Source organism: Tenacibaculum litoreum (genome assembly GCF_964513915.1).
Lineage (GTDB): Bacteria > Bacteroidota > Bacteroidia > Flavobacteriales > Flavobacteriaceae > Polaribacter > Polaribacter litoreum.
Genome location: NZ_CAZEQS010000003.1, coordinates 966831 through 986326, shown reverse-complemented (window position 1 = coordinate 986326; position 19496 = coordinate 966831). Strand labels below are relative to the sequence as shown.

At 31.0% G+C, this 19496-nt stretch carries 18 protein-coding genes; 8 read left to right on the top strand and 10 right to left on the bottom strand.

Annotated features, from left to right (window positions below):
* The first annotated feature begins 58 nt into the window (after window positions 1-58).
* Together ACKTTR_RS10515 and ACKTTR_RS10510 are read left to right on the top strand one after the other, a co-directional pair.
* Window positions 59-799 (top strand): DUF6263 family protein, encoded by a 741-nt coding sequence (locus tag ACKTTR_RS10515; RefSeq protein ID WP_408027799.1) that lies wholly within the window; start codon window positions 59-61, stop codon window positions 797-799.
* Between the two features lie 218 nt (window positions 800-1017).
* Window positions 1018-1839, top strand: a complete 822-nt coding sequence (locus tag ACKTTR_RS10510) for a hypothetical protein (RefSeq protein ID WP_408027798.1) — start codon at window positions 1018-1020, stop codon at window positions 1837-1839.
* A gap of 35 nt (window positions 1840-1874) precedes the next feature.
* Here the strand turns inward: ACKTTR_RS10510 and ACKTTR_RS10505 are convergent, their stop codons facing one another.
* Both ACKTTR_RS10505 and ACKTTR_RS10500 read right to left on the bottom strand, forming a co-directional pair.
* The gene (locus tag ACKTTR_RS10505) at window positions 1875-2552 is read right to left on the bottom strand and encodes a GNAT family N-acetyltransferase (protein WP_408027797.1); all 678 of its coding nucleotides are present in this window, start codon (window positions 2550-2552) and stop codon (window positions 1875-1877) included.
* Entirely contained in the window at window positions 2545-3432 is an 888-nt protein-coding gene (locus ACKTTR_RS10500; protein ID WP_408027796.1) for a TIGR01777 family oxidoreductase, read from the bottom strand. Before ACKTTR_RS10500 ends, ACKTTR_RS10505 begins: the two co-directional genes overlap by 8 nt.
* 196 nt (window positions 3433-3628) lie before the next feature.
* Here ACKTTR_RS10500 and ACKTTR_RS10495 point away from each other — a divergent pair, with 196 nt between their 5' ends.
* The 4 genes from ACKTTR_RS10495 to ACKTTR_RS10480 all read left to right on the top strand — a co-directional run bounded on the left by ACKTTR_RS10495 (window position 3629) and on the right by ACKTTR_RS10480 (window position 8499).
* Window positions 3629-4279, top strand: coding sequence for a DUF4331 family protein (locus tag ACKTTR_RS10495; RefSeq protein ID WP_408027795.1), 651 nt, complete (start codon window positions 3629-3631; stop codon window positions 4277-4279).
* Window positions 4280-4308: 29 nt separating this feature from the next.
* Window positions 4309-4869 (top strand): DUF4331 family protein, encoded by a 561-nt coding sequence (locus ACKTTR_RS10490; protein ID WP_408027794.1) that lies wholly within the window; start codon window positions 4309-4311, stop codon window positions 4867-4869.
* A 90-nt stretch (window positions 4870-4959) separates the two neighbouring features.
* On the top strand, window positions 4960-6255 hold the full coding sequence (locus ACKTTR_RS10485; RefSeq protein WP_408027793.1) for a cell surface protein: 1296 nt from the start codon (window positions 4960-4962) through the stop codon (window positions 6253-6255).
* 15 nt (window positions 6256-6270) lie between these two features.
* Window positions 6271-8499 carry a TonB-dependent receptor gene (locus tag ACKTTR_RS10480; protein WP_408027792.1) on the top strand — a complete coding sequence of 743 codons (2229 nt, stop codon included), beginning with the start codon at window positions 6271-6273 and terminating at the stop codon, window positions 8497-8499.
* A 116-nt stretch (window positions 8500-8615) separates the two neighbouring features.
* Here the strand turns inward: ACKTTR_RS10480 and ACKTTR_RS10475 are convergent, their stop codons facing one another.
* The 6 genes from ACKTTR_RS10475 to ACKTTR_RS10450 form a co-directional block, all read right to left on the bottom strand.
* Window positions 8616-9413: an anti-sigma factor gene (locus ACKTTR_RS10475; protein WP_408027791.1), complete on the bottom strand. Its 798-nt coding sequence runs from the start codon at window positions 9411-9413 to the stop codon at window positions 8616-8618.
* Window positions 9413-9940 carry an RNA polymerase sigma factor gene (locus ACKTTR_RS10470; RefSeq protein ID WP_408027790.1) on the bottom strand — a complete coding sequence of 176 codons (528 nt, stop codon included), beginning with the start codon at window positions 9938-9940 and terminating at the stop codon, window positions 9413-9415. The genes ACKTTR_RS10475 and ACKTTR_RS10470 overlap by 1 nt, the downstream gene beginning before the upstream one ends.
* Before the next feature lie 164 nt (window positions 9941-10104).
* Window positions 10105-12699 (bottom strand): zinc-dependent metalloprotease, encoded by a 2595-nt coding sequence (locus tag ACKTTR_RS10465; RefSeq protein ID WP_408027789.1) that lies wholly within the window; start codon window positions 12697-12699, stop codon window positions 10105-10107.
* An 87-nt stretch (window positions 12700-12786) separates the two neighbouring features.
* Window positions 12787-13353: a YdeI/OmpD-associated family protein gene (locus ACKTTR_RS10460; protein ID WP_408027788.1), complete on the bottom strand. Its 567-nt coding sequence runs from the start codon at window positions 13351-13353 to the stop codon at window positions 12787-12789.
* Between the two features lies 1 nt (window position 13354).
* Complete coding sequence (locus ACKTTR_RS10455) at window positions 13355-14683, bottom strand: M28 family peptidase (protein ID WP_408027787.1); 1329 nt, start codon at window positions 14681-14683, stop codon at window positions 13355-13357.
* A 104-nt stretch (window positions 14684-14787) separates the two neighbouring features.
* Window positions 14788-15171, bottom strand: a complete 384-nt coding sequence (locus tag ACKTTR_RS10450; RefSeq protein ID WP_408027786.1) for a DUF6249 domain-containing protein — start codon at window positions 15169-15171, stop codon at window positions 14788-14790.
* Window positions 15172-15309: 138 nt separating this feature from the next.
* On the opposite strand from ACKTTR_RS10450, the gene ACKTTR_RS10445 reads away from it, so the two are divergent.
* Window positions 15310-15894, top strand: a complete 585-nt coding sequence (locus ACKTTR_RS10445; RefSeq protein ID WP_408027785.1) for an RNA polymerase sigma factor — start codon at window positions 15310-15312, stop codon at window positions 15892-15894.
* Window positions 15881-16294, top strand: a complete 414-nt coding sequence (locus ACKTTR_RS10440; protein WP_408027784.1) for a hypothetical protein — start codon at window positions 15881-15883, stop codon at window positions 16292-16294. Before ACKTTR_RS10445 ends, ACKTTR_RS10440 begins: the two co-directional genes overlap by 14 nt.
* 4 nt (window positions 16295-16298) lie before the next feature.
* Here the strand turns inward: ACKTTR_RS10440 and ACKTTR_RS10435 are convergent, their stop codons facing one another.
* Both ACKTTR_RS10435 and ACKTTR_RS10430 read right to left on the bottom strand, forming a co-directional pair.
* Window positions 16299-17471 (bottom strand): nuclear transport factor 2 family protein, encoded by a 1173-nt coding sequence (locus ACKTTR_RS10435; RefSeq protein ID WP_408027783.1) that lies wholly within the window; start codon window positions 17469-17471, stop codon window positions 16299-16301.
* Between the two features lie 169 nt (window positions 17472-17640).
* Entirely contained in the window at window positions 17641-19455 is a 1815-nt protein-coding gene (locus ACKTTR_RS10430) for a DUF885 domain-containing protein (protein ID WP_408027782.1), read from the bottom strand.
* Between the last annotated feature and the right edge of the window lie 41 nt (window positions 19456-19496).

The following is a 19496-nucleotide window of genomic DNA, read 5'->3' as shown; positions in this document are numbered from 1 at the left end:
TAAGCCTTTTTATTTTTAACTATATTAGCTACTTTAACTACTAATAGAAATTAAAAAGATGAAAAAAATTTTAATAGCACTTTTGTTAGGTGTAACTATGGTGAGTGCAGCACAAGAAAAAGTGTTACTACGCTTAAACTATGAAAAAGGTCAAAAGTACACTATGGACATGAAAATGGCTCAAGTAATAGGTGTTGGTGTAATGACAAACAACATGCATATTCAAATGAAATATGATATAACAGGAGTTTCAGATGACACATATGAAAGTAGTGCCAAAATTACCAAAATGGTAATGGATATGAAACAAGGAGGTGTGAATGTGTCATATGACTCATCTAAAAAAGATGAAGAGTTAGATGAAACAGGAAAAATGATGAAGTCAAGAATGCAGCCTATGCTATCAGCTACAATTATGACTAAAGGTGATAATTTAGGAAATATTTTAGAAACGAAGGTTGAGCCTAGTAATATTCAAGGAGCAAAAGATTTTACAAAACAATCTAGTAGTGTAATCTACCCTAAAGAAGCAGTAGCGGTAGGTGATACTTGGACAAAAACTAAAAATGATGGAGCAATGAGTTTTAGTTTTACTTATAAAGTAAAATCAATCTCTCCTAAAAATGTTTTAATAGATATTTCAGGTAAAATTACAGGAGCTGCAGATGGTGATATCACAGGAGCTATGGATATAGACAGAGGTTCAGGTATGCCTTTAGAATCAAAAATTAATATGACAATGAAGATTCAAGGACAAGATGCGACAACAAATATGATGGCGAAGTTCACGAAAGGCTAAAAATATATTAATCATATATTTAGTTGAAAAGCTCAGAATTTATTCTGAGCTTTTTTTATATGTTAAAAAAAAATAGTTAAAACACTTGTTTATAGTGTGTTATAATTTGTTAATTTTGTAATACTCTCATTATACTTCTCACAAAGGGCTAGTTTATAATACATTTTTTAAGCTACTCCATAATTACATTTTTAATCATAACTAAAAACATAACTATTATGAAAACAGTTAAACTTAAGCTATTAATGGGATTTCTATTATTTATGGTTATTCCATCAACCATCTTTTCGCAAGAAGAGAATCAACGTCCTGAGTATATAACTGTCACAACGGGGCACTGGAACTTAAATTATGAAAATTTTGATAAAGGAGAATGGATTGCTGTAGAAAAAGAGTTTTTAGATAAAGTTGTAAAAAAGAATGAATTTATCTTAAGATCGTTTGTGTTTTTGCACCGCTTTACACCAGATAATACAGAAATAATTTTTGTAACTACGTATTCTTCTTGGGATAATATTGATAAAGCTTACAAAAGAAGTGGTGAGTTAGCAAAAGAAGCTTGGCCAGATAAAGATAAAAGAGATGCATACTTTAAGAAAAAGGATGCGTATTATACACATCATCATTCAGATGAGATTTATGCACCTATTGGAGGAGCTAAGATGTTACAGCCTACCAATAAAGAAATGATTTGGTTGATAGTAAAAGGGCATTTTGCATTTCCAGAAGATGGCTCTATGAAAGAATATGATGAATTATCTAAGCAATACCTAGATAATGTTATTCAAAAAAATGAATTTATAAAAGGATTTTACCAACATGCACACGCTTGGGGATCAGATAGAACAGAATATACCAGGGCTTATGTAATAGAGTCAATGGGAGATTTAGATAAAATGGGAAAAAGAAGTAACGAACTTTTTAAAGAACATTGGTCTGATGAAGCAAAAAGAAAAGAGTTCGGAAAAAAAATGAGAAAGTACTTTACAGGTAAACATGGGGATTATATTTATACATCAGTACCAGAACTAACTAAATAAATAGAAATAAAAGGAGCTCAGAAATTTCTGAGCTCTTATTTTTTATGAAAGTACCACCAATTCATATCTCTTGTGAGTTTATATCCTAACTTTTCATAAAGTTGTATTGCAGGGTTTCCTTTATTAGTGTGTAAAATAGGATGTTTCCCATCTTTTAAAATTTCTTTAGTAACATGTTGAGAAAGTTGTTTAGCCAATCCTTTTCTGGTATGTTCAGGGTGAGTAACTACGGCACTAACTTCAATAAAACTATCAGTTTGCATACGTTGCCCAGTTACAGCAACAAGTTTGTTATCCTTAAAAATACCGAAATACTTCCCCATATCGAAAGTTCTTTTTCTATAATAACCAGGCATTACTAACCATACTAGATTATAAATTTCATCAACATGTTTTTCAGTTAATGGTATTATTTCCTCAGTAATATCAAAATTAGTTAAGTCTTCAAGTATCATTTGGCAACCATCAATCTTTTTATATAGAAGAATTTTGTCTTTGTCGTAAGTAGGTGTTTTATTTTCAGAAACCAAAAAGAATTTATCAGTAAGTTTTGAATATTCATTCAACGCATCTGTAGTTTTTGAAACATCAGTAAAAGCACCAAAAGGACAAACTGTGGGATTATAAAACTTTACACCATCATAATTAATAGCAAATTTTTCATGTGTTTCACACAACGAATGCCAAACAGGATTTTCAAGTTTATTATTCATTATAAATATTAGTTAAAGCAGTTTTTAAGCTAGGGAAAATAAAATTATAAGCACTATTTGTTTTTTTAGAAGAAACTCTACTTCCTTTTAATAAAATATAAGCCATTTCTCCTAATGCTGTTTTTAAAATAAAAGAAGGAGCATTCATAGGAAGCACAGGTTTATTAATAACCTTTCCTAGTAGCTTTGTAAAACTTTCATTAGTCTGGTGTTCGGGAGCAACAGCGTTATAAACTCCACTAAAGTTATTGTCTTCTATTGCTTTTATATAAAGCCTACACAAATCATCAATATGAATCCAAGGCATGTATTGTTTTCCATTACCTAAAGCTGATAAAAACAAAGGAGTATTCATTTTTTGTAAAGCTCCACCATTTTTTGAAAGTACCACACCAGTTCTTAAAATAGTTATAGGAACATCTATTTGCTGGAATTGACGAGTAGCTGCTTCCCATTTCATACAAATTTTGGAGATAAAATCATTTTCAGGTTTATCATTTTCTGTAAATATTTTATCAGAAGTAATAGCCCCATAATATCCTATACCAGATGCAGAAATAAACTTTTTAAGAGGTATTTGATATTCTTGTACTTTATTGAAAAGTAAGGTAGTAGTCTTTACACGACTATCAATCAACTCTTTTTTTCTTTCATTGGTCCAACGTTTATCAGCAATTCCAGCTCCTGCTAAATGAATAATATATTCTACGTTAGTAAAAGCATCTTTATCGATAAAACTTTCTTTAACATTCCAACGGAATTCATTGTTTTTCTTAGGACTTCTAGTAAGAATATTTACCACATATCCTTTACTAGTTAACTTCTTAGTTAGCTCTTTACCAATTAAACCAGTTCCGCCTGTTATTAATATTGTACCCATAGTACTCAAAAATAAACATTCATTTTTAAAGATGCTAAGAGATAAAAGAATAGTATAAAAAAAATAACACCTATACCCCTAGTGAAATATGGGTGTTTAACTCATTTATAAAAAAAAGTTAAAAAAATAAAAACCATCATTATCATTTTCTCGTAAGTAAGGTTGAATGAGTAATTAACTTTTAAAATTTACAACCATGAAAAAAATGAAATTAATTATTGGAGCTAGTGCTTTAGCATTAATAGGGCTAGTTTTATTAGCAGCCGATCATATTGACGCTCCAGACGTAACAGGAGGCTCAAGTGATATTACAGACTTTTATGCTTTCCAAGGAGAAAACACAAGCAATCTTGTATTTGTAGCAAATATTCAAGGGTTATTGAGTCCATCAGCCACAGCATCGGCAAGTTTTGATGAGAATGTATTGATTGAGTTTAATATCGACAACAACGATGATAAAGTTGAAGATTTGGTAATTCAAGCAATTCCAAGAGATGGAAAAATGTACTTTTTTGGACCATATAATCCATCAACTACTGGTTTAAGTAGCACACTACCACAAGATGGTTCAGAGTATGGGGTGTCTATAACTCCTTATGGGTCTAGTGCTATTATTGGAAGTAAAGGAGGAATGCAATTTTTTGCAGGACCTAGAGACGATCCATTCTTCATGGATTTCGCTCAATACGGTGAAATTATAGCGGGAAATGCAGGTGGTTTTAATGATCCTGGTGCAGATACTTTTGCTGGTACTAATGTATTGTCAGTAGTAGTAGAAGTTCCAAAATCTATGATTGGAGGCTCAGGAACCATAAATACTTGGGTAGAAACTAAAATGAAACAGTAAAAAAACAATCAACTTTAAAAATAAAAGACATGAAACTTAACAATATAAAAATTTTAGCAATTTCAATCCTATCAATTTTTGCCTTAGCAAGTTGTAGTGATGACGATAATAATATACCTCCAATGGCTTCTATTGATTTCTCAGGAAGCTATATGCAAAAAGATCAAATGGGTAGGCCAGCAGTAAATACAGTTTTTGTGAATAGTGATATGAAAGATGCGTTTAATGTAACTATACCGTCAGAACAAGGAGCAAACTTTGCTGCAATGTTTGAAGCGAATTTAAAAGCATTAAGTCCAGCATACGCAAATGATGGAGATACTAATGCATTAGGCTTAGATGCTGCAACTTTTGCTAGTGTTTTAGCTACTGATGTACTAACTGTTTCATTAGATGGTACAACAACTTTTTATGATGGTACTAATGTGTTAACAGGGAGAGCTTTAGCAGATGATGTAATTACAGTTGAATTATTATTGATTTTTGGAGGAGAAGATTTTTCTGAAAATCCAACATTATCAGATGATCATGTAGATGGGAATGATAAAGCTTTCTTAAGTTCTTTTCCATATTTAGCTAGTCCTTGGTAAAATGAGGTGACTAAACCTCTTAGAGTTAAAATTGGTTGCTTTTTTAGCAACCAATTTTTAAACAAATTATTAACTAAAAATCCTTCTAAAATGAAAACTATTAACATAATTATATGTGCTGTTTTAAGTAGTACTATATTGAGTTGTACTACATCAAAAACAACAAAAGTAGCTAGCCAAGAAGAGTATAATAAGTATTTACAAAATACAATGACTACTTCAGAATCGTTAGCTCAAAAAGAACTAGATTTTTGGCAGAAAAAACTAAACAATCAGCCAACACAATATCCGTATTTAAGTAAAATAGCAAAGGCTAATACATTACTTTTCTCAGAAAAAGGAAATATTTCTTATTTGATAGAAGCGGAAAAAAAGCTGTTAAAAATTAATCAAAAAACCAATTATAACAAAGCTTCACATTTACGATCATTAGCAAGAAACTATATTTCTCAACATCGATTTAAAGAATCGTTAGAATTATTAAAAAAAGCAGCAATAAATGGAGAGAATATAAACGCTACTCAAAAAATGCTGTTTGATGTTTATTTAGAGTTAGGAGAACCTAATAAAGCTTTAGAATACTTAGCAAAAATTGAAGATTATGCCGACTTTGACTACCTAATAAGAGTTTCTAAATGGCATGATTATAAAGGAGATTTGTCTTCAGCAATTCGATTTATGAAAAAGGCCATGAGAAAAGCAGAAGAATCGAATAATAAAGAATTAAAAGCTTGGAGCTATACTAATTTAGCAGATTTCTATGGTCATAACGGTCAAATAAAGGATTCTTATAATTTATACTTAAAAGCGTTGGAGTTAGATGATAGTAACGCGTATGCAAAAAAAGGTATTGCTTGGATAGTGTATTCTCATGATAAAAACCCAGACGAAGCACTACGAATTTTAAATATAATAAGCGACGAACATTCTTCACCAGATTACTATTTGTTAAAGGCAGAAATAGCCGAGTTTAAGAATAATTTAACAATGAAAGAAAGTAATATAGAGGTATATTTATCGGCCGTAAAAAATAGCTTATATGGTGTGATGTATAATCAACATTTAGCTAAGTTGTATTTAGAAGAATTTAATGATACATCTAACGCATTATCATACATTGAAAAAGAAATAGAGAGTAGGCCTACGCCACAATCTTACGATTTATTAGCTTGGTATTATTACAAGAATAAAGATTTTAAAAGAGCTTTAGAAGTTATTAATACACACGTAGTAAATAAAACTTTCGAGCCCGAAATACAATATCATATAGCTGAAATTTACAAAGCAAATGGAATTAAAGATAAAGCTATGGCTTTAAAAGAAGAGTTATTGGAAAGCTCTTTTGAATTGGGTCCATTAATGATAGAAAAAATTTTAAGTATATAATTAAACCTCAGTATTTTGAAAGCAAAAGTTTTATTTTTAGCAGCATTATTGGCTGGCTGTCATGTATTTTCACAACAATTTAAAGGAAAGGTATTTAACACAAATAAAAAACCTTTAGAGAACGTGTATGTATATAACACTACCAGTAATAGTCATACACATACAAAAGTAAACGGAGAATTTATTTTAGATAGTTCTAAGGAAGGAGATGTTATTGAGTTTGGAATTCTAGGATATAAAAAAATTAACTTACAATTAGATAATGTAGACTTAAAATCATCTAAAGTAATTGTTTTAGAAATGAAAAGTTTTTTATTAGATGAAATGGTATTATCTAATAAAAGAGATCCATTACAAACAATTGTAAGAGTTGATTTAGATAAAAAACCAGTAAGTTCGTCTCAACAAATATTACAACGAGTACCGGGGCTTTTTATAGGGCAACATGCAGGAGGAGGAAAAGCAGAACAAATATTTTTAAGAGGTTTTGATATAGATCATGGTACTGACATTGCATTATCAGTAGATGGCACTCCTGTAAATATGGTTTCTCATGCACACGGACAAGGGTATAGTGATTTACACTTTATAATTCCTGAAACCATTGAAAAAATTAACTTCGGAAAAGGACCTTATTATGCTAGTAAGGGAGACTTTAATACAGCCGGATATGTAGATTTTAAAACAAAAACATATTTACAAAACAGTAGAGTTGAAGTAGGTATAGGGCAATTCAATACTTTTAGAACTTTAGGAATGTTTAATTTGTTAGATAAAAACAATACTGACAACGCCTATGTAGCTATTGAATATTTAGAAACAGATGGTTTTGTAGAGTCTCCTCAGAATTTTAGCCGAATTAATATTTTTACGAAGTATAGAACTTTTTTAAAAGATAATAGTAGTTTATCATTATCAGCTTCACATTTTACTAGTAAATGGGATGCTTCTGGGCAAATACCACAAAGAGAAGTTGATAATGGAAATATTACTCGTTTTGGTTCAATTGATGATACTGAAGGAGGAACCACATCGCGAACAAACATAAATTTAGAACACTCAAAAGTTTTAAAGAATGATGTTAGTGTAACTTCAAACGTTTTCTATTCAAATTATAATTTCAATTTATTTTCAAACTTTACTTTCTTCTTAGAAGACCCTGTAAACGGAGATCAAATAAAGCAAACTGAAAACAGAGATGTTTTCGGGTTTAATACACAGTTTAAAAAGAAAACACAATTATCAAATACACCTCTAGAGTTAACTTTTGGAACAGGTTTACGTGCTGATATCGTAGATAATTTAGAGTTATCGCATACGCTTCAAAGAAAAGAGGTATTAGATCAAATTCAATTAGGAAAGGTAAATCAAACTAACTATTATGCCTTTGTAAATAGTGAATTTGAGTTTGGGAAGTTTATGATAGCACCAGCGTTACGTTTAGATTATCTAAAATTTAATTACAATGATTATTTGTTAGATGAGTATAAAACGTTTTCTGAATCGCAAGTAGTTGTAAATCCTAAAATTAATATAACCTATACTCCAAATGCTAAAATTCAATGGTTTTTAAAATCTGGAATAGGGTTTCACTCAAATGATACTAGGGTAGTGGCTACACAACCTAATAGAAAAACATTACCTAGAGCTTACGGTGTTGATTTTGGAACTGTTTGGAAGCCTACTTCAAGAATAGCTATAAACACAGCATTATGGTACTTGTTATCAGAAGACGAGTTGGTATATGTTGGAGATGCTGGTATTGTAGAGCCTTCAGGAGAAGCACAACGTTATGGTATCGATTTAGGTCTTAGATATCAGTTAACAGATTGGTTATATTTTGATAGTGATGCTACTTTTACAAAAGCAGAAAGTGTTGAAGATCCGTCTGGAGAAAACAATATTCCTTTAGCACCTAAAGTAACTGTAACAGGAGGATTATCAGTAAATAATTATAAGAACTTTTCAGGAGGAATAAATTACAGATATATAGGAGACAGACCCGCAAATGAAGACAATTCAATAGTAGCAGAAGGTTATTTTGTTACCGATGCAAATATTAGCTATAAAATAAATAACATAACACTAGGTGTAGCGTTAGAAAATATTTTTGACGTAGCTTGGAATGAAACACAATTTGCTACAGAATCGAGGTTACAAAATGAGCCAAATCCTGTAGAAGAAATTCACTTTACACCAGGAACTCCGTTTTCTGCTAAAGCGACAATACGATATTCTTTTTAAAAAAAATGATAGTCCTGGGGGACTTGATAAGTTGTCATTTTTTTAGAAGGATTAATGACAACAAAAAATATAGCCGCTTTAAGCGGCTATATTAATTTATAAAATAGATTGTTATTTTATACTGCACCTAAAGTATATAACTGTTCTAAAGTAGGAGTTTCGCTTCCACCAGCTGGCTCCAGAGTAATACCGAAAGCTTGCGAATCATTAGGGTTATCAATAGTGAATATTTTATTATCACTAGCTGTAAAATTATCTATAGTTCCTAAACTAGTAGGAGATAAGGGGTCTAGTTTTAAAGACCATACTTGGTATACCTTTCCTTCTGGAGGATCAGGTAACCCTTGAACATCTAAGTAAATATTTTTAGAGTTTTTATTCCAGTATACTTTTGCATAAGCTTCTGGATATACTTTTTGACCTTGTAATGGAACCGTAACTATGTCTTTGCTTCTTATTACTGCTAAAAGTTTTTTATTTTCAGCTAAATCAGCATTAGTTTCATCTAACTGAATTTCATATTGTTCTTTAGCTTCATTAATAGTGTCTATTTGACCTTGTAAACTAGCACTCTTATTTAACGATAAAATTAAAGTACTACCAACAACTAAGGCAGCAGCCCATCCTGTATAAGTTACCCAATTATTTTTAGATGTTCGTAAAGGAATTGTTTTAGCTGAATCTTCTTTTTCTTGTAACATTTTTATTAAAACGTCTTTAAAAGAATTTTTAGCATCCTTAGGAGCAACATGAGAAGTAAGAATAGAAATAGACTTTTCAATTTCTTTTACCTCTTCTAAAATCTCTGGATGTTCCATCATCAAACTATATACTTGCTCATTTTCTTTATCAGAAAGAGCCCCAGCTATATATAGTTCTAATATTCCAGATTCTATGTGTTTATTTGTAGCCATTATTTAAGCATAAGTCTTAATTCGTTAATACAATTTCGGCTTCTAGTTTTTACAGTACCAAGAGGTATTTTTAAACTTTCAGAAACCTCCTTTTGTGTAAAGCCTTTAAAATAAAGAAGCTCTATTACCTTAATACAAGTATCTTTTAACTTGTTTACAAAGTTTTTTATACCAATTGCATCTGTTTTAGAGTCCAAACTATCGTGGTTCTCTAATATATCTACGAAAATTTCGGCATCAAGGTTTTTTGAACTATTCTTAAAGTTTTTAGATCTAGTTTTGTCAATAGCAGCATTTCTAGCAATATTGATAATCCATGTAAAAAAACGTCCTTTTTTCTCAGAATAAGTGTTTGCATTATTCCAGGCTTTTATAAAAACATCCTGTGTTATTTCTTCGGCTATTGTTTGATCTCTGACAATATTATAAACCACGCCAGTAACGCTTTGTTTATACATTTCGTAAAGACTTTCAAAAGCTTTTACATCTTTGTTTTTAAAATTTTTAACGAGGGATTCTAGTTGCATATAGTTAATTGATTGGAGTACAAAATACTAAAAATCATTTAGAATCTAACTAAATATCTTTTCTATTAGGTTTATTACTTAGTGATTAAAAGTCATAAGTGTATAGTAAAAAAGAAACCCCATCATTACAAAATGATGGGGTTGTGTTATAGTTATTAATACTACTATTTTACGTCTTTAAGAGTATTATTAATTAATAGTTTTAATTGATTTTTATGAGCTTTAGTAGCAATATTTCCAACACCATTACTTACCCATGACTTAATCCTATTTAAGTTGTATAAAGCCATAGCTTTAGAAGCATTTGTATACTTACTTTTACCATTAATCATTTTTAATAGCATCTTAGTATACTCTGTTTGTAAGTTTTGACGGAAAGAGTTTACATTGGTATTTATATCAGCCTTAAAAATAGCATTGTTAAGGTCTGTCATAAAATAAGCCAGTTTATATTGATTTCCATATAATTCTGAATCAGAAATTCTTTGTAAAGTGTTTCTGTGTAAAATATGATTTAAAACTCTTTTTTGATAGCTTAATACTTCAGCATGAATTTTAGGATCTTCAGATCTTACAAAGAAGTTAAAACCACGTCTTTGTCTTGCTAAATAGTTGTATAAATCTTTAGGAGCGTTAAAAGCGTTAGGAGCAAAAACATAGGTCTTTAGAGCTTCCATAGCTCTTTTTTGATCAGCTAAACTTACTGGTGTGTATGGTTGGCTAGCATTTTCTTGACCAGATACAGCTCTATCTACATAAACACCTCCAATGAATCTTGAAATTACATCACCAGCTCTAGCAGCTTGACCGTTTAAAGTGTAATAAGCGTTTCTAAGTTCTTCATAAGTTTGTCCTTCTTTTGAAAAACGTTGTTTAATGTTCTTCATCATGTTGTTGGCTAACTTGATACGATCAATTGAATATTTTATTTGATCGTTTGATAAATCGCCTGTCATAACACGAGGATCGATAGCCTTACCTGGAGAACGCATATCATCAGCATCGTTACCAAAAATTAATTCTGGTTTTGTTGATTGTGCTAATAAAGCGTCCATTTCAGCTCTGTTTTTAAAAGGAGTATAACCGTATTGGATAGCCCAAATATCGTAAGGTCCTACAGCAGTATCGTAATATTGACCTTGTTTACTTCTATCAAGTGTTAAGTTAATAGCAGCATAGTCCATAACAGAACCAGTTAAGCATTTCCCTTTTATAAAATTAGCATCCGCTAATTGTTCAGGAGAAAATAATTGACTAGCTTTCATATTGTGATTTAAACCTAGTGTATGACCTACTTCGTGCATGATTAAAGATTTCATAGCTTCTCTTTTCATGCCTTCCATTTCTAAATCAGAAGCCCCAGTTGCTGCTAAAACTGTTTTACCAAACATTGTGTTTTCGTGCATCAAATGACCTGCAGAACAGTACATGTGGTTGTTTTCATTTGTAAAAATAGCACGTGCTTCTTGTTCTGAAGAAGCTTTTGACACATCACCAAATATTTTATTGTATTTTACACGATTGGTAAAATGAACATATTCAAGCATAATATCAGCTCCTAGAATTTCTCCTGTTTTTGGATTCACAAAACTTGGTCCGTAACCACCAAAAGGAGGATTAGGAGATGAAGTCCATCGTAACACATTATAACGAACATCGCCAGCATCCCATGTAGCATCATCTGGCTGAACTTTTACAACCATAGCATTTTTAAATCCAGCTTTTTCAAAAGCCTCGTTCCAAGCTAAAACACCTTCTTTTATGGTTTCAATAAACTCTTTAGGTGTTGAGTTTTCAATCCACCAAGTAATTGGTTTTACAGGTTCAGAAATGGCTAATTCAGGGTTTTTCTTAATAAGTTTCCAACGATGTATAAAATCTCTATAGTTTACCGTTTCTGTAGAGGTCATGTCGTTAGTAGTAGTTAAAAAATAACCTACTCTAGGGTCATCCATTCTAGTTTGGTAATTATTTTCCGGAACGTTCATAAACGTGTGAAAAACCTTTATAGAAATATATCTACCATCTTTAATAGCTCTAGAACCTTGATTTAAGACTGAAGGGTTGTTGTATACATATTCAGTTTTAAGATTGGTATTTTCAGGATAGTTTTTTATGTTGTTTATTTTCGATTTGTTTTTATCGAATCTACCTAGTTTAAATGCAAAAGGTGAACTTTTAGGGAAGTTTGGAGCTTTAATTCGAGTAAAAGCTTCAGATATAAATAAGGTATTAGCATCTATTAAATATTCCCCTTTCTTTTCATCAGAAGCTAAAATTTTAGTACTAGCTATAATAGCATCACTAATATTTGCTCTTGCTGATTTTGAAATTGCATTATTTTCATCAAAATAAAATGAAGTGTTAGGAGCAACAAACTCAATTTTATTGAAGTGTTTTTTTATATTGAAAATGCTTGAACCTCTGTAAGCACCTCTAAAAGCACCAGCTTCCGTAACACCGTCAGCTATTTGCGAGAAATAAATAAAATCTTTGTTTAATTGTTCTTTCTTCAATAATAGCTTAATGTCTCCAGTAACTGTGTCTTGATAAATAGTAAATAAACCATCTAATTTTTTACTGCTTTTTGTTAAGCTTTTAATTGTCTTTTTAGGTTTCTTTTTATTTGATTTAGAAGAAACTTCTGTTTTAGCTTTGTTCTTTTTCTTTTTCCTTTTTTGAGCATTTATGTCTTGAATACCCGTTATTGAAATGGTTAAAAAAAGTAAACAAACTAATTTTAGTTGTTTTGTAAACATAATAATTTGTTTGAGTTGATAAATAAGGCAACCAATTTACTTTTATTATTGTTTAAAATTGTTAATTATATTATAAAATTTAACAGGTTATTTAGACTTTATATTGGCTTCGCACAAACAAATAATTTCATTAATTCGTTTTGCTCTTGTAGCTTCTCTTTTGGCTTGATGTATCCAGTATAAGTAGCTCTTACGGTAAGACGGAGCAAAGTTTTGATAGTTGTTAAAAGCAGTAGGGTTTTTGTCAAATTCAATTTGTAAATCTTCAGGAATAATTAAATTTTCTACAGCATCTAAAGCATTCCATGAGCCATTTTCTTTAGCAATTTTAACTGAATTAATACCAGCAGGATGCATTAACTTGGAGGTAGTTAGCTCTTTGATGTATTTTTTATTTAAAGCACTCCAAACACTTTTAGGCTTTCTGGGGCAGAAGTATTGTCGTCTTTTACCATCGCCTAAACTTTTCACAGTACTATCTATCCAACCAAAGCATAAAGCTACTTTTACTGCTTCTTCCCAACGCATACTAGGTATGTCTACGTCAACTTTGTATAAAATTAGATGAACTCCATCACTTTCATTATGGTTATCTAATAACCAAGCTCTCCATTCAATATGTGTTTTAAAATATAGATGAGGTTTGTCTTCCATTTTAGCGTATAATTTTTGAAGGAAACGAAACAATACTTTCGTGTCCGTCTTTACCTATAGCACTTACCCCAAAGAAGTAGTTGTCAAGAACAATCCCTTCTAAAGTAAACTCAGTAGTGTTTTCTACATATTTAAAGTTATCCCAAGTAGGAGAAGTAGTATCTCTCCAATAAATTTTATAGCCTTTAGCACCAATTACCTTATCCCATTTAAGTTTAGCAGAAGCTTCAACGATGCCTCCAATTCCCACATTTTTTGGAGAAGGTGGGGCAGAAGCAATACTTGCTAAATTAATAGCATTTACAGCTGTCAATTTTTTTGCATACTCAAAATTTACAAACTTTAAGCGGTCTCCATACTCAATACCATTTTCAGTTCTAATGTCTTGGTGTTGTTGTGTATAGTTTTCATGTGCCTCCATAATTCGTATACCCGCAAAACCAGCATCGTTAAAAGGCCTGTGGTGCCCACCACGACCAAATCTATCTAAACGATAAATCATTTTAGGATTCATTTCAGGCATATAAGTTTTGGTTGTTGTATAGATATAGCGTGCTAATTGACGTGAAATTCCGTCTACCTCACCACCATAAAAACGACGCGCTCTTCTTTGACGTTCAGTTTCGGTTGGAGGTACAGGTTCAGAAAAGATTCTAAACATACGATTGTCTATGACTCCATCAACACCTTTAATGTTTCCAATCATATCATTATTCATAACACCAACAATATTCCATTTTTTTTCCTTGGCATAGGCAGCTAATCCTTTTCCTCCAAACAAACCTTGTTCTTCACCAGACAATCCAACATAAATAATACTGTTTTCAAAGTTGTAGTTACTTAAAACACGAGCTGCCTCAATAGTTCCGGCCATTCCAGAAGCATTATCATTAGCTCCTGGTGCATCATCAGTAAAATTATTAGGATCGGAAATTCTTGAATCAATATCACCACTCATTACAATGTAATTGTTTGGATATTTAGTTCCTTTTTGAATAGCCACTACATTCACCACCCAAACATCTTTGGTAATTCTACTGTTGGTTCCTTTTTTTACCAAGTCTTTTTGATAAAATACCTCCAAGCAGTTATTACAATCAGAAGAAATTTTATCGAATTCAGATTTAATCCAACGACGAGCTGCACCAATTCCACGCGTATTAGAAATGGTGTCACTTAATGTATGACGGGTACCAAAGTTAGCTAGTGTAGTAATATCAGCTTTAATTCTGTCACTAGAAATAGCATTGATAATATCGTATATTTTAGTATCGGTTTGTGCTAATATATTTGTAGAAATAAGTAAGAATAGTATTGTAATTTTTCTCATGTTAAGGAATTTAGCTCACTAAATTACAAAACAAAAAAGAGAATAAAATTAGCTTTATTCTCTTTTAACATATTTATTCAAGTAGACGTTTATTTAAACAAATTCTATTCGTTATCTAATTTTTTAGTTTGATTAAACCCGATTAATAAAGCTCCTCCAGCACATAGAAAAATAGAAGCTACAAAGAAAATTTCAGAATCAATAGCATCTGTTGGGCGTGTTTCCCAAGGACCACTGTAACCAAAGAAAGAACTTAAAATAGCACCTAATAAAACGCCGACACCTATTCCCATAGCTAATAAGGCCAAGTTTAAGATAATAACTCTTCCTGTTAATGTAGAGCGCTTTTTTTCGCCTTGCATAAAAATTTTGGCATCTACACCTTTTTCAATTAAAGCTAAACGTTCTTTATTTCTTGTTGAATAGAATAAATAAAAGATTCCGAATATTACTGCAAACAAAAACATAAATACAATTGCTACTTCCATATTTTTAAGTTTAAAATGATTATTTTTAATGTGTTTGCAAGTATGACAGTTGTACTTTAAAAAAGGTTACAGAAAATTTTTACTTTTTTTTGATAAATACTTGTAACCTTTTCTAAAAAGATACAGTCATAGTATAAAATGACTATTATTAACGATCAAACTTACATAGATAAAATTCTTGAAGGAGATGCCAATGCTTATGCTTTTTTAGTAGAAAAGTATAAAGTAATGGTTTTTTCGTTAGCGTTAAAAATGGTAAAGAGAAGAGAGGAAGCTGAAGAAATATCACAAGATACTTTTATCAAAGCTTATAAGAACTTAAGCAAGTTTAAAGGAGAATCAAAATTTTCTACTTGGTTATATAAAATAACGTATAGAACTTGTTTAGATAGTTTGAAAAAGAATAAAGAAAGATATAATACTGATGCAATTGATGAAGTTACTATCAATAGAATAAAATCTACGGATAGTATTTTAAAAGGTATTGAACAAAAGGAAAGAGCACAAGTAATAAATAATTGTTTGTTAAATTTGTTAGAAGAAGAACGTTCTATATTGTGGATGTTTTATTTTGAAGAACTAAGTTTAAAGGAAATAGTAGAGATTACAGGCTTTTCTGAAGCTAATGTTAAAGTAAAATTACATAGAGCGAGAAAGAGTTTACTGAGTATAGTAGAGAAAAAAGTAGAACCAGAATTGATTAATCATTATGGGAGAAAATAAAAACATAAAGGAGTTAGACGCTTTTATAAAAAAGTATATCAACGAAATAGAAGAGGAAACACCATCTATTGATTTTACTGCAAATATTATGGGTACTATTTTAAAAGAAGAGCAATCTTCTATTTATAAAGCTACACCATTAATTTCTAAAGAAGTATGGGTTGTTTTAGCTAGTGTATTAGCTGTTAGTATGTTGTTTGTGTCAAAAGGAACTTCATTGAATTGGTTGAAAATACCCAAGATGAGAATAGATTACTTATCAAATATTCAAATACCTAATTTATTTGAAAACATTACAGTATCTAATCTAATGCTGTGTGCGTGTTTCTTTTTTACTGTAATGGTTTTTGTACAAATCTATTTTTTAAAAAATCACTTTACTAAAAGATTAAAAATGTAAACTATTACCGAACAAACCTAACCACACTAATTTTTCCATTAACTATTTCATAAATGGCAACAGCATGAAAGGTAGCTCCGTTTGCTGTAACTTCTTCTTCATCTATCACTACATTTCCTTTAACTACTCTACTAATAATTTTACAGTGTAAGTCTTTTGTAGCTTTAAACTTAGGAGCATATCGTTTACGCATTTCTTCAATACCTTCATATTCTAATTTATTTGGGTAGCTATACACTTTTACATCTTTAGCGTAAGGTTTTAAAAAAGCGTCTATATCTCTTTTATTATAAGCCTCTAATTGTTCTTGTGCTAAAGATCTAGGTGATACTTCTGCTACGATTGCTAGTTTTGTTCCCTCAGAATTTGCCATAATTCTTGAAATATTATTGATGTTTTCATTTTTAAACTGGTGAAAAACAGATACCTTTTTGTTAGTTCTAGGGTTGTATTGAAAAATCATGTTCTGATAAGCAATTAACAGCGTACCATCGGGAAGCCAACAAACATCCTGACTTGTTCCTGTTGAAATGATTTTTTTAGTTTCTTTAGAAATAGGGTTTAATGACCAAACTTCCCATTTTTTACTATTTTGTTTCATAAAGCTGACCAAGTTAGAGTTTGGAATTTTATGAAATGAACGTCCAGTTTGTTTAGCTACTGAGATGTTTGTGTTCTTTTTTAAGTCACTAATATAAAGTTCAAGAGTATCATTTACAATTACTGAAGAAATTATAAGGTTTTTATTATACCACATAGGGTATGCTACTACTAATTCTTTAATTACTTCTTTACTTTTACCTGTTTTAAAGTTATACTGATAAAAACGTTGTAAGCCATTATCATCTAAACGTACAGCAGAAACATCTTTTGAGTTGGGAATTCGTTGAGGAGAATATTCACCTCCATTAGGCGTATAATTAATAAAGCTCTTAGTTCTGTTATCAATAGAATATTTTACAATATCGGTTTGTCCATTTCTATTGGAAGCAAACAGTATAGTGTTGTCATCATAAAAATAAGGTTGGCTATCATATCCTTCATTATTTGAAATGTTTTTTCCATTGGTCACCTTCCATTTTCCATCTTCAGAATTGATATCAAATAAATGAATTTCGGTATTTGTTTGAGCAAAAGTAAAAGAAGTAATGAATAGGGAGTATAATAGCTTTTTCATCTGTTTATTTTTATCGTTTTTTATTGGTCCGATGTAATTCGCCAACAAAGATTTTGATAAGGGTCAATATTCCTTATGGCTCATTTCATAATAAATAAATTCAGGTCTAAAATACTAAAAAAGTCCGCTCTGAATAGTTAGAACGGACTTTTTATAAAGATTTACAAAGTTACTTTTGAGAAGCTATCCATTTGTCAATTTTGTTTTCTAATAGAGCTAGAGGAATACATCCTGTTTCTAAAACCTGATTGTGGAATTCTTTAATATTGAATTTATCTCCTAATTCCTTTTTAGCCTTAGCACGCAATTCACGGATTTTCAATTGTCCGATTTTGTACGATAATGCTTGTCCAGGATTTGCCATATAACGCTCAATTTCAGAGATAATACTTGCTTCACCTTCCGCTTCATTATCTAATGAATATTGAATCGCTTTTTCACGACTCCAACCTTTAGCATGTATTCCTGTGTCAACTACTAAACGAATCGCTCGGTGCATTTCCATACCTAACATTCCGAAGTATTGATAAGGATCGGTATATAAACCTAATTCTTTTCCTAAATTTTCAGTATACAATGCCCAACCTTCACCATAAGCACTGTACCATAAAGTTTTTCTAAAATCTGGTAAGTCTTCATTTTCTTGCGTTAATGAAATTTGATAATGGTGACCCGGAATAGCCTCATGCAAAAATAAAGCTTCATCAGAAAATACATTGTATTTAGTAGCATCAGGAATTGGTGTATAGAAAACTCCAGGACGAGTTCCGTCTAACGAACCAGGGTTGTATTCAGCACTTGCTGATGCTTCTCTGAATTTTTCAGTTTGCTTTACCACAAATGGAGTTTTTGGCTTGTTACCAAATAACTTTTCTAATTGTGGCTTCATTTTTTGGTGAATCGCATTAAAATTATCAATAATTTGTTGCGGCTCTGTATATGGCATTAACTCTTTGTTATTACGAACAAAATCAAAGAATTCTTTTAAACTTCCTTCAAAACCAACTTGTTCTTTTACTTTTTCCATTTCTGATAAAATTCGAGCAACTTCTTTTAGTCCTAATTCATGAATTTCATCAGCAGTCATATTGGTAGTTGTGTAGTTTTTGATAGCGTGTTGGTAATATTCTTTTCCATTAGGAATATCAGAAATACCACTACTTTCTCTACCAGCAGTTAAATAATCATTTTTCAAGAATTCATACATGGCTTTGAATGACGGAATTAATTTATCATTCAAAATATTGGTATATGCTTCTGTTAGTCTAGTTTTATCAGCATCAGAAAAATCAGTTGGTAAAGCGTTTATTGGAGAATAGAACAAATGCTCAGAAAAATCTGTGATTCCTTCAGATGATTTTTTAACAACAATTAGGCTTTCAAATTGAGGAATTACTTTTTGGATTAATGATTTTGGTAATACATATCCTTCTTCGACTCCTTGTTGCATACGTTCTTTAGCTGATTGTAACCACGTATTGTATTTGTCTAATCTACTTAACCAATTGTCGTAATCTTCAACTGTTTTAAATGGTTGTGCACTACTACCACTAGCCAATTGCCCCATAGTAAGGTTAATTGTCCACATTTGGTTAATAGGCATTAATAAGTCATTTTTATAACTAGCTTGTGCCAATGCCATATCACAGTCCCAATCCAATACAGCTTTACTCATTTGTTGACTTTCGGTTAAGTCAGCATCATTAAAATTGCTAAGTTTTGTTTTGTAGTTTTTGAAAAACTCATTGCTTTTCGCTTGATATTCGTCTGAAAGTGTGTTAGGAAACTGATCGTTAAAACGATTGTCACCAGCAAAAGTTGCATTTACAGGGTTTAATTGTAGTTTTCCTTCGTTATAGTCTTTTAGTAACTGATTAAACTCCATATTTTCTGGAGTAGTAGTGTTAACCGCTTCTTTTTTTTCTTGTTTGCAAGAAGAAAGAAGAGTAGCGGTAGCTACAATGGTTAAAAGGATTTTCTTCATGATTATATTTTTGAATGTGAACAAATATATCAAAAAGAAAA